Source organism: Steroidobacter flavus, assembly GCF_042651805.1.
GTDB classification, from domain to species: Bacteria; Pseudomonadota; Gammaproteobacteria; order Steroidobacterales; family Steroidobacteraceae; genus Steroidobacter; species Steroidobacter flavus.
The window spans coordinates 1-16,789 of the sequence record NZ_JBHSDU010000010.1 but is presented as its reverse complement, the minus strand read 5'-3'; the positions used below and the strand labels follow the sequence as shown (position 1 = coordinate 16,789).

General features: G+C 60.7%; 12 protein-coding genes and 1 pseudogene. 2 read left to right on the top strand and 11 right to left on the bottom strand.

Going from position 1 to position 16,789, the window contains the following annotated elements; translation table 11 throughout:
- Window positions 1-760: 760 nt before the first annotated feature.
- The 9 genes from ACFPN2_RS21430 to ACFPN2_RS21390 all read right to left on the bottom strand — a co-directional run bounded on the left by ACFPN2_RS21430 (window position 761) and on the right by ACFPN2_RS21390 (window position 13,848).
- Window positions 761-1,423, bottom strand: coding sequence for an RES family NAD+ phosphorylase (locus ACFPN2_RS21430; RefSeq protein ID WP_380600398.1), 663 nt, complete (start codon window positions 1,421-1,423; stop codon window positions 761-763).
- A complete protein-coding gene (locus ACFPN2_RS21425) occupies window positions 1,413-2,444 on the bottom strand; it encodes a hypothetical protein (protein WP_380600396.1) in 1,032 nt (343 codons plus the stop codon). The genes ACFPN2_RS21430 and ACFPN2_RS21425 overlap by 11 nt, the downstream gene beginning before the upstream one ends.
- Window positions 2,445-3,084: 640 nt before the next feature.
- A complete protein-coding gene (locus ACFPN2_RS21420) occupies window positions 3,085-4,836 on the bottom strand; it encodes a tetratricopeptide repeat protein (protein WP_380600394.1) in 1,752 nt (583 codons plus the stop codon).
- A gap of 1,184 nt (window positions 4,837-6,020) precedes the next feature.
- Complete coding sequence (ligD, locus tag ACFPN2_RS21415) at window positions 6,021-7,871, bottom strand: DNA ligase D (protein ID WP_380600392.1); 1,851 nt, start codon at window positions 7,869-7,871, stop codon at window positions 6,021-6,023.
- An 84-nt stretch (window positions 7,872-7,955) separates the two neighbouring features.
- Window positions 7,956-8,786: a hypothetical protein gene (locus ACFPN2_RS21410; RefSeq protein WP_380600390.1), complete on the bottom strand. Its 831-nt coding sequence runs from the start codon at window positions 8,784-8,786 to the stop codon at window positions 7,956-7,958.
- A 616-nt stretch (window positions 8,787-9,402) separates the two neighbouring features.
- A complete protein-coding gene (locus ACFPN2_RS21405) occupies window positions 9,403-10,293 on the bottom strand; it encodes a hypothetical protein (protein WP_380600388.1) in 891 nt (296 codons plus the stop codon).
- Window positions 10,294-10,305: 12 nt separating this feature from the next.
- A complete protein-coding gene (locus ACFPN2_RS21400; protein ID WP_380600386.1) occupies window positions 10,306-10,689 on the bottom strand; it encodes a GntR family transcriptional regulator in 384 nt (127 codons plus the stop codon).
- 1,074 nt (window positions 10,690-11,763) lie between these two features.
- Window positions 11,764-12,774 carry a hypothetical protein gene (locus ACFPN2_RS21395; RefSeq protein ID WP_380600384.1) on the bottom strand — a complete coding sequence of 337 codons (1,011 nt, stop codon included), beginning with the start codon at window positions 12,772-12,774 and terminating at the stop codon, window positions 11,764-11,766.
- Between the two features lie 153 nt (window positions 12,775-12,927).
- Entirely contained in the window at window positions 12,928-13,848 is a 921-nt protein-coding gene (locus ACFPN2_RS21390) for an NYN domain-containing protein (RefSeq protein ID WP_380600382.1), read from the bottom strand.
- 710 nt (window positions 13,849-14,558) lie between these two features.
- On the opposite strand from ACFPN2_RS21390, the gene ACFPN2_RS21385 reads away from it, so the two are divergent.
- Window positions 14,559-14,798: a type II toxin-antitoxin system Phd/YefM family antitoxin gene (locus ACFPN2_RS21385; RefSeq protein ID WP_380600380.1), complete on the top strand. Its 240-nt coding sequence runs from the start codon at window positions 14,559-14,561 to the stop codon at window positions 14,796-14,798.
- Between the two features lie 2 nt (window positions 14,799-14,800).
- Window positions 14,801-15,175: a type II toxin-antitoxin system VapC family toxin gene (locus tag ACFPN2_RS21380; protein WP_380600378.1), complete on the top strand. Its 375-nt coding sequence runs from the start codon at window positions 14,801-14,803 to the stop codon at window positions 15,173-15,175.
- Window positions 15,176-15,265: 90 nt separating this feature from the next.
- Here ACFPN2_RS21380 and ACFPN2_RS21375 read toward each other — a convergent pair.
- Window positions 15,266-15,664, bottom strand: a pseudogene (locus tag ACFPN2_RS21375) (CRISPR-associated endonuclease Cas3''); the annotation flags it as partial.
- Between the two features lie 875 nt (window positions 15,665-16,539).
- Window positions 16,540-16,789 (bottom strand): hypothetical protein (locus tag ACFPN2_RS21370; RefSeq protein WP_380600376.1); only part of this gene is annotated, 250 nt, incomplete at its 5' end.

The window sequence follows — 16,789 nt, the reverse complement described above, 5'->3', positions numbered from 1 at the left end:
ACATCATCGCCGAGCCGTCGCGTCGGCAACAGACGATCGAGCGGCATCGTAGCGCGATGCGAGCGCTCGGTGAATCGGTTTCAATCCACGCGCCCGCGCGGGACGCGATACACAGACGCTTGTTGGAAACCTCGGTGATCGGAAGGTTTCAATCCACGCGTCCGCGCGGGACGCGACCGGGTCTTCGAGGTGGCGTACTTACAAGTCCAAGAGTTTCAATCCACATGTCCGCGCGGGACGCGACCTTGCCGGCGGAAGCCGCTCGCGTCAGGCCCTGAGTGTTTCAATCCACGCGTCCGCGCGGGACGCAACGCCGTCAACATACATCGGTGAAATTTATAAGCATATGGCCCGAGCGGCGCGAACCAGCCAATTGAGATAGAGGGCCACGTGGCCCGTTCCACAGAAGGCGGGATGTTTTCTAAGCCCATCAATGGCCGCGTGGGCGCGACGTTTACGAGGTGGAGCAGTTCGAATGTGGCCAATGGTTTCAACCCACGCGCCCGCGTGGAGCGCGACGGCGCAATCAGGCACTAGGCGCTGAGGCTGTGAACATTTCAACCCTCGCGTCCGCTGGGGCGATCCCAGGGTAGCGGCTGGAGGATTGATAACAACGTGTTTTAATTCACGCACCCTTGCGGGGCGCGACCGAACGCCGGCACCACCCATTGGGACCCATGACCTCCGCTTAGAGGAAACTGTTCGGTCTGCCTATTGATGAGAGAAGCCAAGTGCGTTGTTTATGTCAGGGCTCTGAGCGCTAGGGCATTCTAGGACGCGCAATGCGCACGCCGCTGCGCGCCGCGCACTCGAGAACGAGGCGATAGAGGGCGACATCTCTTCGAATCAGAACCTCATTACCCGTACAGAAGAGATCCTCCGAGCCGACGCGATCGCCAAATAACACATAAGCGACCCCAGGGTCGGCGCGATAGGATGTCCACTGAAGACCCTCGATATCAGCGTGGTTGTCGTGAATGGCTTCCGCCCAGCGCGCCGTTTGCACGTAGTAAATTGAATTCGTCGCTGTTAGCTGGTCCGTGGTAACGCCGAAGCCAGCCAGGTCCGGTGCGTGCAGCGTGGCCAACTTGAGTGAGCGCTGAGTCTTCCAGCTTCCGTAGCGTCGGTGAGTCAGCGCACTCAACGGAAGCGACTGATGCTTCGCCCCTTTCACATGAGCGTCGTGAAACAGCGTCTCATAGATGGCAGTCTCGGCCGTGCTACCGGCGTAGAGCACTGGAACCGGCTCACCTCGGCTAAAAATCGGGGAGAAGCGATTGAGCTTGTCTACGCGCGGATTGAAACCATTGCCCGGGAATTTGGCGCCGTAGATCCGATGAAGCTCGGTGCCAACAGGCAGTGTCGTCGAATTGATGTGTTGAGGAAAAGGATGGGGTGGCGGAGGGACGTGATTAATACTCATCCCTCAAAGCCTCTTGTTCCGCCGCCCGCCTCACCGATTCAGGATCGGTTTGCAAACGTTCAATAGGTGAGGCGCCATTGAGCCAGCCGGTGTCGCCGGCAAACCAAAGTGCATTATCCCAATCTGTACGATCCGGATTGTCTTTCAAGATCGCAAGCAGCTCAGCCACGATGGGTAACGGCCGACCATCAACACCAAATTGAAAGGCCGGATAGAGATCGCGTCCACCGTAATTGATGCCGAAGATCTTGCCACTGCGCCGCCACCGCAGCACCGTTTGCGAGGGATTCGAGCCCGGAAAGCCTGCATTCTTGTGCACATCGGCACTCGTGAGCACGGGCACCCGATCGATGAACTCACGGCGCAGCTCGACCGTGCTTTCAGCCACCTGCAGCTCCACGTCCGCCAGCGGGTCCTCCGGCGCGATGGCCTGCACGAGCTGTGTGATGCGGCGATCGGCATTTTCTTCGCGTGCGGCAGTCACGAGCGATCGCAGCTTCTCGGTCAGTAGCCGCTTCAAGGCGGTGACCTCAAACCCATCCAAATCGCTCAACGAGATGTTCACGTCGACATCGTACCGATCGCGATCACGCACCGGCTCAGTACGCACCGTCGCATACATCGCATCCACTTCAACGCCGACGACGAGCAGTTCGACCCGGTGATCTAGCGACTCGCGACGCGCAACATGAGAGTTGCCCGTGCCCGGTTGCCCACTGACAGTAAAGACGGGCGCGCTGGACGCAGCGGCCTCGGCGCGACTCTTCGCCTGAATCCGCACGACCCCACCACCTTCCTTGCGAAGGATCAGGTCAACGCCACTGTCCGCGGCGCCCTCCCCGGCAACTTCCACCGGGGACTCTCGCGAATGTGAGGCGAGCCATTCTTCCTGGAGACTGGCGTGCACCGTCGCTTGCACGCGCTCACGAGTGCGCACCAGAGACGTTGCGATATTGGCGAGTTGAGCGCCAGGCGTCGCAACGCTTTCGATCTCCTCATCGCACTCGGAGTGACTGACCATACCCACAAGGTACCTAATGGGTGAGAGTAAATCAACAGAGAAGCCGCTCACCCAATTCATCTCTTTGACAATGGGGCCCGGTAAATCAATCACTTAAGCGCCTAGCAAGCGACCCGGCCACGCCGCAATGTGTCGAGAGCCAAAAGACCCAACATCTTATCTATGTCCCGATACGGGAATACGGCCGGGGTCACATGGCCGAAAACCGCCAAATGGAGGCGAGCCTCGCCGTCGCGTGCGCTCCGTAACGGGACGGTGCTCATGTGACATCAAAGGACGCAAAGAATGTTACGGATGAACGGCGCAGCCGCAAGTCTGCGACGCGAGAATGTTTATTGTAGTGGACGTGACCGCCTTCGACGGAGCCGCGAGGCGTTACGGATACCATCGATTCCGATGATTGGAGGAACGCGCGGAGTGTTAGGACGAAAAGTCGCCCTCGCCCGCTGACTGAATGGACCATGCGACCACGATGAGCATTGCTTTGGCGTCAGCGTGCAATGGCCATTCGGGAAGGCGCCGAACTCGAGTTTCGCGTGCTACATGTCTGACTTCGGCAATTCCCGCCGCTCATGACCGAGTCTGCGCTTTCCGGAAAGCGCACATCTTCATTCAAGAACGCGGCGCAACCAGTTTCCGCCTACTGCAACTCCGCCGGCAGCTTGGCGAGCTGCTGTTCGAACCAGACGGTGTGGTCCTGGTCTGGTGAAAGGCGCCCAGTCGATTTGAGTGATAGCAGAATGTTCTTTCCGCGCAGCAAATGCTCTCGCCGGTTTTCCAACGTCTGACCGAAGGCAAGCATGCCCAATTTTGAATGAGAGACTGCGACGTCAATCTGCCACTGTGTGTTGGACGGATCGCGGACCGCGAGCGCCACACGGATCGCAAGGCTCTTGCGGTACGTCTGGAGTGCACCGGCGCCCTCGCCTTGCGCGACCAACACGTTGCCGATCCTGTCATAGTTCACTGAGAGATCGCGCTGCCACTGTGTGTTTGCTGGATCGCGTGCCGCGAGTGCCGCGGCGATCGCCAGAGCCTTGCGGTATTCCACAAGCGCACGTGCGCGGTTGCCTCGAGCGGTCAACAAATCGCCGATCTTGTCGTAGCTCACCGAGAGATCACGTTGCCATTGCGTGTTGGTCGAGTCGAGTGCCGCGAGCTTCACACGGATCGCCAGAGCCTTGCGGTACGCCTCGAGCGCACCTGCACTATCGCCCTGCGCGACCAACACATTGCCGATCTTCTCGTGGCTCGCCGAGAGATCGCGCTGCCACTGGGTGTTTGCTGGATCGCGTGCCGCGAGCATCACACGGATCACCAGAGCCTCGCGGTACGCCTCGAGCGCACCGGCACCGGCGCCTTGGGCGACCAATACATCACCGATCTTGTTGTGGCTCACCGAGAGATCGCGCTGCCACTCTGTGTTGGCCGGATCGCGTACCGCGGGCATCTCACGGATCGCCAGGCTCTTGCGGTACGCCTCGAGCGCACCTGCACCATCGCCCTGCGTGACCAACACATTGCCGATCTTCTCATGGGTCACCGACAGATCGCGCTGCCACTGCGTATTCTCTGGATCACGTGCCGCGAACGGGGCGGCGATCGCCAGCGCCTCACGGTGAGCCTCGAGTGCACCGGCGCCGGCACCTTGGAAGACCAACACATCGCCGATCTTGTTGTAGCTCACCGAAAGATCGCGCTGCCACTTCGTGTTCGCCGGGTTCGAGCGAATCTGCGCTCGTGCCAGCTCCGCCATATGCGTGTAGTAGCCCTTCGCCCGTTGTGTGTCACCGACGAGCAACCCGAGGTCACCTGCATCCCATAGCGTGTCGAATTGGTCCGGAACCATCTCTAGGGATCGCGCCAGCGCTTCCAACGCTTTCCTTACATTGCGAGCGGTGAGCAACGCAGCCTGCTGGCGATACAGATCTGCTGCGCGCTGATTGGTGTCCAGCGCTGATTGACGGGCCTGTTCTGCTTCACGCCCCAACAGTGCGATCGCGCCGCTCGCATCACCTTGCGCCAGCAACTCTGCGGCACGCTTGTCTGCCTCGTTGGCATTTGGCTCGGCCGCAATGGCGTTGACGCTCGTGATGGCCACAGTGAGTTCCCTGACCTGACGAGTCAGGGTCGCCAGCTGTTCATCGGTCGACTTCTGATAGTCTAGAAGGTGCTGCGCCAGTCGCTGCGAGTCATCGAGCAGCTTCTGAACCGTAGCAGCCGTACCCGAATCGCACCTGTCGTTGTTTACGATCACGTGCGCCTGCCCGGACGCGTTGATCGCCACACCACAGGGCCCAGATGCGGTGGCCAGCTGTGAGTCGGCAGCCTCACATGCATGCACGTAGCCGATGGAGATTAGCGCGGCGGCCGCCGCCCGATATCGTCGCACTATGGCTGCTGGGAACGGTCGGAGTCGGTGGCGACTCGAACGTTCGCCGAATCGCTCGAGTTTATTGCTACGCCACCAGGGCCCGCTTGGGCTTTCTGTTCGCTCGCATCAGCCGCCCTCGACGGCGTAGGCGCGAGAGTCGCAGATGCGGTCGACGTCGGCTGACCCACGGCGACCCGCGACTGACCAGAGGCGTTGATCGCCGTACCGCGATCAGCACGCGCCTCTTGAAATGTACTCGCGTCGCCGTGACTCGTCGGGGACCCCCACAGGGGCACGAGTACCTGCGTGACTAGGAAGCCAAGCGCGCCACCGACCGCCACGAGCACCGCTAGGTTCTGGGGCGTACTAACGAACCGCCACAACTTCTTCATCGGTCCCCCACGGATGGCAAGAGCTTTTCCTATTCGTCGTGCGCGCGCACACGTCATTCAGCTGCCGTCGGCCAGTAACGTGCTACGCAGATTTGACCATCAGTTTCGTACGAGTCAATCCGTAAGAGTGGACTGGCAGCCACCCCGCTGAAGCGAGACGGCGCCCAGCCAATCAAGTGTTCCGTTGCGACGCATGTCGCACAGACCGACGTTGAGTGAGATGCAATGCCGCGATGAGGCTCTGCTGAGGGAGCGGATCGTCCAGCTGATCCTCTGATGCGGAGTTCGGATACTGGAATATCTGAATATCCAACGAGGCAAGCCCGTGACTTCGAGCCCCCCTAGCGAAAGGCCCAAAACATTCTCGCCGACTTGCGCAGCACAGGGCTGTGGCTGCGCCGTCATCCCGTCGCGCTGTTACGAGATCGCCTCATTCGAGGAGGCATGCACGCCGCCAGCGAGGTCTTGCAGTCGCAGAACGGTGCCGGCGTGCGCATTTGCGGGCTCGTCACACTACGGCAAGCACCGAGCACAACGAAACACACCGCCTTTCTCGCGGTGGAAGATGAAACCGGACGTACGAGTGATCGTGTGGGATGGCGTTGCACGGAAGTATCGAGGTGCTTTTCTCTGTGCCTCGCTGCTAGAGGTTCGAGGAATATTTCAGACTGAAAGCAACCTCAAACATCTCATCGCGCAGGCACTCTTCGATCACACCGAATGGCTCGGCGTGCTCGAGGCTCCATCCCGGGATTTTCACTAGCCGCAGGCAACCATGGGCGATGCGAGGCGCGGCACGATGCGGCCGCTTCAACGTCGCGAGACCGACCTCGTTCGGCGTCGGCGTCGTGCCTTTTTCTCAGCTTGCGCGGTCGGCAATGAACGGCGTGTCCGATTCTCCGTCATCGGTGGCGCATCGATGGTGTACTCATCCGGGCGTCGCAGCCTGGTCTCGAGCTCGCTCCATTCGAGCGGGACCGCCATCGTCCAGCGCGCCTTCGCTCGCGGCGAGTACGCACCCACCGCCGTCGTCCCGCGTCCGTTTCTCAAGTAGTCGATGAACAGCCGCCCTCGTCGCGCGGACAATGCGGCCGACACCGTGTATCGATCGGGATCCAGGCTCGACAGTGCTTCTGCGATGCGCCGGGAGCGCCGGTGCGCCGACTCATGCGGGATGCGTCGAGCGAGCGGCACCATGACGTGAAGGCCCTTGCCGCCGGTGAGCTTCGGCCAAGTGTGCTCGTAGCCGTGCTGCTCGAGCAGCTCACGCAGTGTGAATGCGGTGTCCAGCACAAAGGTCCAGGAGATACCTTCACCGGGATCGAGATCGAACACCATCTGGTCAGCGAGTTCTATATCCTCGACCGTCGCATTCCACGGATGGAGCTCGACCACGTCCATCTCGACGAGCCCGAGCAGCCCGTCCAGATCATCCACCCACACCCGCGTCCCCTGGCCACCTTCGCGCTTGGTCACCCGTAGCTGATGGACGCTCGCCGGAATCTCGGGCAACGGCCCCTTGTGATAGAAGCTCGTGCCCTGCACCTGCCGGACGAGCTTCAGCGGCCGCCGCGCAAGATACGGTAACGCCACGGTATGAACGCGCCGCCAGTAGCGCCTCAAGTCATCGTGGGGGATGGGCACCGCCTGTGGGAGCAGCTGCAGAATGTTCTCCTTCGGTACGGCGGGGGCGCGCGGGTGGCGGATCGGCACGGGTGTTTTCCGCGCCTTGCGGCGCCCGGTGTCTGCGACCTCCAACGGTGCCAGGTCCTCGCGCAGTCCCTTGTACACCGGGGCCCGCAGCAGCCCGTCGGCGGTCGTTCCGTTGTATCGAATTTCAGCCGCGAGTTCGGGACGTACCCAGGTCGCCTTCGGCTTGTTCACCGGTATGCTCAACGGAGAGGTCGATGTGATGTAGGGATCGAGCCGTTCCCGTAACAGATACAGGTCGTCAGTTTGAAATCCCGTCTGCGCCTTGCCCGCGTAGAGGAGCTTTCCCAGCTCGAATCGACCGAGATAGAGCGAAGCAATTCTTCGCGGTCGGGCGCCCAGCTTCTCGACGAACGCAACGATGGGGTAATCCCCGGTAAGATGACACTTGGCCTTGAGCCAGGACGCCTGCTCGCCCGATCGATAGGGCGCATCGAGACGTTTGCTCACGACACCTTCAAAGCCCATCTCACACACGCGCTTCAGCAGCTCCTCGCTCTCGACGCCGATCGCTTCGCTCAGAATGATGTGACGATGATTCTCGGCGACCACCAGGCTCGATAACACCCGGCGCCGGTCCGCGAGTGTCGCCTCGCGCAGGTCGATGCCATTGACGTACAGCAGATCGAAAGGGGAATAAATCTCCCGATCCGTCCGGCCCTGCGCCAGATCCCGCTGCAACAAATGAAAATCCGATCGGCCCGTTTTATCGGGGGCATAGACTTCACCATCCAGGATGGCGCTGCCCACCTCCAGGCTCATAAGCTCCGCGGCGATCACACGAAAGCGGTGAGTCCAGTCGAAGCCCCGCCGCGTGTACAGCGTCGCGGTGCCCTCGTGCAGGTGCGCCTGGAGGCGGTAACCGTCGAACTTGAGTTCATGAGACCAGGCTTGCCCCGGCGGAATGCGCGTCGTTGGGGTCGCATGGCAGGGCGCGATGAAGCCGGGCATCGGCGCTCGGCGGGCGCCTCGGATTTCGAGGAGTGTGGATCGCGCCAACATGCGTGTCCCTGTCCAGGAATCAGCGGCGGGACTCTAGCTTCCCTCACCTGAGTGCTCGTCGCTCGACCACTCCTCATCGACAGGCTCGGGAATGGAGTTCGTCAAGCGCTCGTGTTCGCGGACGATGGCGAGCTCCGCTTTCGTCAATCGTCGAACGTGCGACAACTCAACGGTGCCAGGCAGCCGAACACCCGCTGAATCGATCGGTCCCCACAGATACAGCAGATCTCCCTCGCGCCGGTCGAGAAGGCCCTGCCGTTTCGCTACATCGGCCCAAAAATCCGGCTCACGGGTTCGCCAGGGACGAGACGGTGCATGCGCCCGCGCTTGCCCTTGATCCGCGGACCCGCGCCGGCTCGCCACGAGGGAGCGCTCGTTGTGCTTCTCCCGACGCAAAGTACGCCGTCGCAGCCACCGCTCGAATTCGTCCACGGACCTGGCATGTTTCGCATAGCTCGAGTCCGCATCCTGCTGCAAGGCCTGTTTATGCAGCCAACCCGCGGCAGTGTCGAGGTCTGGCACGCGATCCGTCGTCGAATTGAGCGTGACTTTCCAGGCCTTCTTGCCCGCAGAAGCGATGCCGACGTGATATTCACTCTCGAATACACCCAGCAGCACCCAGGGAAACTCGAACCCGCGGGGCGCGGGAGACTCGATGATCGATTGTGCATTCGATGCGTATCGGGCCCCGTGAGGCAGCTCGAGCGCCGTGTGATGCAGCCAAGTGGTGGCCTCCGTCAGGGTGTCCACGATCGGTTCGCTGATGCCCTCCACCTCGACGCACCAGCCTGCATCCCATCGCTCCCAGACTGAGACGGACAGACCACTGCGCTTCAAGCCTTCCAGGACGTGCTGCAAATTCATACTTTCGCGGCTCTTGCGAAATAATCGGAAGGTGCACTGATTGCAACTCTACCGACCTGCTGCGGTTCCCCTCTCGTGAACTACGGCAGCCGCAAGCTTCTCGGCCGAGCCTGCATCGCCATCGGCGCAGACGGGCAGAACCTCGGATCGGGTGTCCAGGTTGCCATGGCGCCTCCGTGACGGTCGGAGCACGTGCGCGCACCGGAAGGACCTGCATGCGCCTGGGCCATCGACCGATGTCGCGACGAGTGCGATGTGAGAAGAAATGCGTCGCCTCCGGCCAATCTGGCGGACCGGCCTACCCCCAGTCGCGACGTTCGCGCTGCCACAACGTCACGTAGGAAGATCAGCACCCCGTGGGCGTTGAAGGCGTGTCCGCATCTGCCGGAGGGTCCGCTTCGAGATTACGGCTCCTACTCCACCTTCAACGATGGCGTGGCCGCACACACCTGTCCGACGACGCACGATCCATCGTGCAAGTCTGCCATCGAACCACGAGGCCACGCAGCGTGCTTGGTTCTCGGTAGCGCGTGATGGCCCAATCATGACGCCAATGACATACGAGCAGGTAACCCCCGTGTATGGAGTGGCCCCGTGGAGATAGATGCGTCGAGTTTCAGGCGCCCTGCCTGTAGACATTGAAGTCCACCTGATCGAGGCGATAGCGGTAGGAAGGCAACAGCGAAGCCAGCGCAATTCCCTGGCAGAACAAACTGGCAATGACCGGTTCGAGCAGGTGCGGATCGAAGATCTTGATGGTCAGCCAAATCGCGAGTAGCACGGGATACGCGATGCTGAATGCCAATGCCTGTTGCACCACTAACTTGATCAGGTTGCCTCGGTCTTTTTGCGCCTGATACGGATCGGACTTCGGCGCGCGAAGCGCGAGTGCGACGGTCACGGAAAACACCAGCAGCACCAACAAAGCGCTGAGGATACTGCCGACCGCCTTGAACCTGGATAACCCGAAAAACCAATAGTCGCACAGGATATAAATGATGAAGGCGACGTTCGTGAGCGCCGCGACCACCAGCATGGTTGGCGAAACGAAATCGACGAGTCGCCGACGGCGCAGCTCCGTCGTTCGCACGCGGGGCGGCGGCGCTTTCGCCATCGCCAATAGCAGCTTGCGCCCCGAGAAGTTCATGTAAGCCAGGGCCACGATGAACTGCACGATGAAGAACGGAATCACGATCGCTGCAACCCATCGGCCGCTTGCCGACCAGGGCGTCACGATCTTCCCATCCCATTCCCCGCCAAGCGTCGCGAGGATCAGCCCGGCGATGATCGAAACACCGGCAACGACGATCGCGAAGTTGAATCGTTCGATCTTGCGCAGCCAGCGCTCGAATTGTTCGGGCGGGTATGGATAGAGCTTCGGATGCGTGGACTGGGGGAAATGGTGCAGTACATATCTGCCGCGACTGACGATCCGCCTCGGGTAGAACCAGGAGATCAATAGCACCTGACTCAGAAACACGATGCAAAACAGGATGGTCTCGCCCATGGTCGTCTCTCCCTATTTGGCAGAGCTGCCGTTCATCGAACGGTTGAATGCATTGCGGATCTCCGAATCGGTCACGCCCTCGGCTCTGAGCTCGGCAATCGTCTCCTGCAATCTCTCGTGCGCACGCTCACTCAAGTCGACACTGCAGTTCGCGACCGCGTCCATATGAACAAAGGAACCCCGATAGCCACGGGTTTGAATCACGGCATCCCGCTCTAGCAAACGGTAAGCCTTGGCGACCGTCTTGAGATTGAGTGCCAGGTCGTTCGCAAGCTGACGAATGGATGGCAGCGGTTGGCCAGGCCGAAGCCGGCCGCTTTGCACGGCCGCCTTCACCTGTGTGATCAGCTGCGCAAACGGCGGTGCCGGATCGTCGATGTCGATGGAAATCTTCATGACCGAGCGACCATCGGTGTACCAGTACGACACCTGGTACACAGGGTACACAGGGCACGAGCAGCACGCAAGAGACCGCTTCGAGAACCGAAGGGATGAGGAAATGGAGGCAATATCCTGAGGCCAACCACCTGCAGCGGTGAGCGCAGCCCCGATGCGAGCGACGTCGAGTGCCCGGCCCTTGAACACCACAGGCTCGTTCTCCTGGAGCACGAAGCGGGCCCCCTCGAACGACGCGTGCTCCTCGACGCCTCCGCCTGGGCGGTGATCGACACCGATCGTTTGAAACACGTCGTCGCGTGTAACGAACGTGCCTGGGCGCACGGCGTGCGACCGGTCATCGCATGAATGCCGCGATCGCCTCGTGCGCATCGCTCGTGCTCGTCTCGCGCGAGGTCGCGGCCGAGACCCGCCTGCTCGAACGCATCGCGACCGCCGGCCTCGAGGTTCCCTCGGCGGTGAGAGCATACAACCGCCCAATGAGGTGCTGCTCGAAGTGCGCGGCAGCTTTCGGTTGTTTGGCGGCGCGCAGGCGCTCATCGCGCGCATTCGCGCGGCGCTTGCGAGTCTCGATGCAGGTCTGCAGGTGGCCCTCGCCCCAACCGCCCGCGCGGCCAGTGGCTCGCCCGCACCTCGAACGCACCGCGCGTGTGTCTGCCTCGCGAATTGCCCCGCGTCTCGAGCGCGGCGCCGATTGCGAGCCTGCACTGGCCGCTTGCGATCGAGCTGCAACTGATGCGCTTTGGCGTTAGCACCATCGCGGATTTGATGCGCCTGTCGCGCAAGGATCTCGCGCGGCGCATCGGCGCCGCGCCCGTGCACGAACTACAGCAGGCCTTGAGGCGTACGCCTTGGCTACAGCGCGGCAGATGCTCATCCGGCGTTCGGCTTTTCCATTCGGTGAAATTCGAGAACGGGTTGTCGCCCGAGAGTGGCCCGATCGGCGCGTTCGCATCTTTGGACCAGATGCAGCGGCAAAGTCGGACTGACCCTCCGCACTGACTTTCCAGAGGCACATGAGGAACTCTTCGTCCCCACCCACACCGGACACCTTTGCCATCGAGTCGGGTCGGCTCATATCCGAGTTCGGTGGGATACCGGAGCCACTCCGCCATGCTCGCGGCTGCAAAGGGAGTCGAAGGTGAGCAAATGGGCGGGGAACAGATCGAGTCGATTGAGATGACGTAGTTGATTGTAGAGCGACACCCGCGTCTGAAAACACTCTGCAACGAGCTGGATCGCCGCGCTTGGCGGCTGAAGGTTCTTCTTGAGCATCGACGCCATTGCGAAGAATGCACACAGGGGGTCTTTGAGCTGAACCGCTCGAACGCAGGGCGCCATCGTTGCCTCCGGGATGACCCCCAGCAGATCGAGAAAGACGCCGAGCTGCGATCGCATACTCGAATGTCTCTCATCGCATCGCCATTGCTTGCCGACGGATCGTTGCAGTGGCTCGAGCGCATCGAGAAGTCGGACTGCTTCGCTCGCCACCCAATCAGACACCGGCGCGAGTGCCTCTGGGACCAGAGCAGAGCCTTCGAGGCAGACATTCAAGAAGTTCATGACGTGAGCCAAATGCGGCCCAGCCTCGACCAGCATCTTCGGAAACAGCCGTGAGCCGGTCGCTGCGTGGCGCTTGCTCATCTCCCAAAAGAAGCGAGGCGGCAGGCACTTGGGCAAGGGGTATTCACGAAGCAACGTCACGATCGAAGCCGCGGCTTCCGGCGTCGATTGGGTTGCCAGAAGCGTGAGCCCATAGGCTCGCGATGGGTCGCTCGCTGCTGCGAAGTGCGTCTGAACCGTTTCGGGGAAACGAGGATGCACCAGCGTCCAAAACCAACTGAGAATCTCTGTGCCTACCGGTCTCCAGGGTTCGCGCGAGGGAAACTGTCCGCGCATGCCGATCTCGATCAGCCGGACGCAATCGCTTCCCGAGGGCCGCAATGAGGAATGGATCTTCCCCACCTTTTCTGACTCCTGAAAGGCTTTGAACATCGCATCGTTGCGCTGGCACGCTTCGACCTCTTCATCCAGCTCGCCGAGCAGCAATTCTCGCCACGATGGGTTGTCGAGAGCGTCGATCATCGAAGCTGTATCGTGAGCCGTTGGTTCCATCTGTTGCTCTAGCCGCCAACGCGTTGCCCCATGCACGGAATGGTCGATACTTATCCCAGCAGCGCACCCAGCGGTGTCGCCTTTGACATCTTTGACTGCAACCGGAGCGGTTTTCGGGCTCGCTTAGATCCCGAACTCTTCGGCGTAGCGACTCATGTAAGCTTTCAATTCCAGCGCGGCCCCATCGTCAGCACACATCTCGATGGGAATCCGGCCACCAAGGTGCGCACAAGGTAGATTCAGCCAGCGACGCGCACCACCCGCACTCCCCTTCACCCGCCGGGCTTCCTCGAAAATTGGCGCGAGCAGATCGGGACGCGGATACCAACTGATTGGCTTATGGATCACTCCGGCCCTGCCGCGAACCCTCACGGGCAGCTGACTTCGAGCAAGTTCTTCATCACCGATGTGCTTTCTCGTCCAGTGCGCGCATCGCTCCAACGCTGCGTTGACACTACCGCGCCCCCGTCGAATCGGAGCAATGAGCCCCACGATCACGGACGTATCCTCTCGGAGCCGCTCGAGGGCCGGCACCACGTCAGTATCATTGGTGATGAAGATGACTTGATCGACGTGTCCGCGGATCGCATCACTGTACGCATGCAAGGCGAGCGCAACATCTGACTGCTTCTCTTCTAGCCTCCAGATCTCGATCCTTTCGCAGGTGCGCGCCGGCCTCCCTCTCTCCCATCGGTAGGCGCGTGCGGGCCGGGCGTCGTAATAACCTTGAATGATCTGGAGATCACCGCGCAGATGAGCCTGCAATGCCGAGTGATAGTGCCATTGGCACGTGATCGAATCGTTTGATTTCGCAAACGCTTCCAGGATGGGCGCGGTGAAAAATTTGAAGGTGCGCGGGTAACATCGATGACCGATGGGCTGACCGTGAGACTCATGCAAGATGGTAGGAAGAATACATTCGATGAGTGCCCGCGGATCCAGCCACTTATCCGCCGACCGCTTGAGGCAACCATAGTAGAGATTGTAGCCATCGATATACGCGCGCGTCCGGATGCACGGTACTCCTTCGCCGGCTGACCGCATCAGCGCACGCCGTCACTGACCCTAGAAATGCAAAAACCGCCTTGCGGCGGCTTTTGCGCCCGACCGCCCTCACGTTCTTGTCGAGAGGAACACCCGGGATTTGATAGGTATCTGATCATGATGGCCGATGTTCTGTCAATTGGAGCTGTGAAATGCCTTGCCTCCAATGAGCAAGTACGCCGTGCAGTTTCCCATCGGAGCATCTCGCCCCTGCGAGAATGATCGCTCGTTGAGCCCCGATTCACTGCGTCACGAACGTCGAAGCCGACCGAGTGTCACGACATGGAAACAAATGTGACGCATCGACGGCACCGCATCAAGGCCTCGTAGGCGCATTTGGCAAAGTTGTCTACTAAAGTGGACATCCTAATTCTCACCGTTGATGAGAACGACGCAGCGGTGTAACGGCCTGTGTGCGTCGGAGCGCTCGTCGCTGACTTGCGCGGCTCTACGGCAAGCCGTCGAGGTGAAGGATCTTACGTTCTATCCTGCGACGACTGTATACGGAGGTCTTCATTCAATCAGAACTCCAGAAGGAGCAAGCGGCGCTACGGTACATCGGGCGCAGCTGGATCACCCGCAGCACATGGATTCCTACCCTCCGAGCCGGGCATCCGGATCGACTGGGCGAGCGGCGCCGGAGGCTTGCCTGACCGGACCCATTCGACTAAACGTAAGCTTAGTTCAGTCAGTTTCGGATTACGGGCCACATGAGTACCGTCATCAACATTCACGAGGCAAAAACCCACCTCTCTAGGATCGTCGATGAGGTCGCGGCCGGCGCAGAAGTGATCATCGCCAAGGCGGGCAAGCCGCTCGCCATATTGAGTCCGGTTTACCCTTCGGTGAAGAAGAAAAAACTCGGGTTGCTGAAGGGAAAGGTGAAGGTTCCGGACGATTTCAATGCACCGTTGCCACCGGAAGTCATCGCCAGTTTTGAGGGACGTTGAGCATGCGTATTTTGCTCGATATGCACTTGTTTCTATGGGCAGTAAGCGCTGCCTCCAAGCTGCCCACGCCTGCCCGAAAGCACATTGATGCCGCCGAAGTCTTCGTTAGCGCCGCATCGATCTGGGAAATTAGCATCAAATCGAGCATTGGCAAGCTCGATGCCGACCCCGACGAGCTACTGGCCAGCGTCGAGCCGGCCGGCTTCTCGATGTTGCCGATCGCCGGTGAGCACGCGGCAAGAGTCGCCAAGCTTCCGCCGATACACAAAGATCGGTTCGATCGAATACTCGTTGCGCAGGCATCCATAGAGCCGATGATTTTGCTGACGAACGACGAAGCACTTCGAGATTACGGCTCGCTGATCACCCTCGTTTGAGGGCCGATCCGACAACTGAAATGCTCCGCGCGAGCGCACGGGCTGAAAGCGATCCGGCCATGCCACGACCTCAGGCAGGACGATCTCTTGCTGCCATTGCGGCAACAAAGGATGGAGCTCGGCCTGTAATCGCTCGCGCAGCGCCGTTCGCGCTACGCCGTTGACACCACTCGCTGAGCCGGCGTGATGGCCTGCAATTCCATAGGCCAGCAGCAACCCGAGCATGCCGTACCGCTCGTAAGCAACGCGTGCCCCCCTGGTGGCATGATCCCTCCTTGGATGCCCGCCCTCTAGTCGTCTCTGAAACTGTGAGGTGTACTTGCCGAGGTCATGTAGCGTGCCCCCCACCCTCGCAAGGCCTGCCGCTCCAAAGGCCTCGGCCTTCGCCGCCGCTAACTCCCCCACGCTCAGCGAATGCTCCTGCAGTGGCTGCCAGTCGGCTTTGCTCTTCTCTGTGGTGGAGTGCGCGAAACATCGCTCACCGCTCATGGCATCGCTCTCGCCCACACCACGACTCTTCGAAGCAGAACTCCGTGTATCCATGGATGCTGCGGAACTCCATCGGCGAAGCCAACGCGGGCACTCTGGATACTTCATAGATTCACATCAACTGCAATCTCATCCCCCGCCTCACCTACACTTGGCATCGACTGGCGCCAAATCTGTCACGACCGCGCCATCGATTCGCGCCATCACGCTGCGTACGCTTCCGGATGTGAGTAATACAATCGACGCGCCCCTGCCGGAGGCGACACTTGGCAAAGTGTCGATGGCGGTGACAGAGTGAGGTTCCATCAACCCGGACTCGATCCGGACGGCAAACTCGTGCAGTTACCTTGCTCGCTATCCTGTCGAACTCCTTCTCGTGGAGCGCTTGATTGGGCGAGTGCTGCAGGCGGGTCTGTTACAAAGCGAGCGCCGCTTCAGAACCGGACGATCGCTTTCGCGCTCGGCGATGAGCACGATGCAGCACTGGCCAACGTGAATCGCGCCATTGATATCCTGACGCGAGCCGCATCGATCGGAATCATCGGGACGCGTGAGGATCTCTCCACCGCCCAGCAGTTACGAACGAAACTCGAAACTCACGCGTCCAACGATCCGATTAGCCGTTCTGCGTCATCGTGGCCGATGTCAACACGACGCGAGAGTCTGCATTGACCCTCGGGCTTGCCTTCCCCCATTCGAAGAACTCATCGCCCAAGCGCACCACCCATCCACCGCGAGGCGTGGCCGCGAGTCGTCCGTGGCACCTCGCCACTGCCCTCTCACATCGTTCGGTGACGATCCGAGGTCGCGGCACCTCCAACCAACGATGTGTGATCCTGGGAAGCTCGAGCCCAGGATGCCGCGCATGATCTGATTCAGGCCCCAACCGCCGGGCGACGCATCTCAGGGTAGACGATGCCCAACGCCCAGTGGACCACGGCCACCCTGAGCGCACCGGCGACGGTGCATCTCGGTGGTGATTCTTCACGCGTGCCCTTGCCGTGAGGAAGCTTGCGCGAAATTGATGTTAGCGGCGGCGTAAAACCGCGCGATTCTGGCGGCGAGAGGCGCTTTTTTGGCAATGGCCGATTGCCTTGATGTTCGAGGACTGACTGCGTCGCTTTG

Coding starts and splice junctions, on each gene's coding strand:
- ACFPN2_RS21430 (WP_380600398.1), bottom strand. CDS start 1,423: ATGAGTATTAATCACGTCCCTCCGCCACCCCATCCTTTTCCTCAACAC.
- ACFPN2_RS21425 (WP_380600396.1), bottom strand. CDS start 2,444: ATGGTCAGTCACTCCGAGTGCGATGAGGAGATCGAAAGCGTTGCGACG.
- ligD (WP_380600392.1), bottom strand. CDS start 7,871: ATGCCCGGCTTCATCGCGCCCTGCCATGCGACCCCAACGACGCGCATT.
- ACFPN2_RS21410 (WP_380600390.1), bottom strand. CDS start 8,786: ATGAATTTGCAGCACGTCCTGGAAGGCTTGAAGCGCAGTGGTCTGTCC.
- ACFPN2_RS21405 (WP_380600388.1), bottom strand. CDS start 10,293: ATGGGCGAGACCATCCTGTTTTGCATCGTGTTTCTGAGTCAGGTGCTA.
- ACFPN2_RS21400 (WP_380600386.1), bottom strand. CDS start 10,689: ATGAAGATTTCCATCGACATCGACGATCCGGCACCGCCGTTTGCGCAG.
- ACFPN2_RS21395 (WP_380600384.1), bottom strand. CDS start 12,774: ATGATCGACGCTCTCGACAACCCATCGTGGCGAGAATTGCTGCTCGGC.
- ACFPN2_RS21390 (WP_380600382.1), bottom strand. CDS start 13,848: ATGCGGTCAGCCGGCGAAGGAGTACCGTGCATCCGGACGCGCGCGTAT.
- ACFPN2_RS21385 (WP_380600380.1), top strand. CDS start 14,559: ATGAGTACCGTCATCAACATTCACGAGGCAAAAACCCACCTCTCTAGG.
- ACFPN2_RS21380 (WP_380600378.1), top strand. CDS start 14,801: ATGCGTATTTTGCTCGATATGCACTTGTTTCTATGGGCAGTAAGCGCT.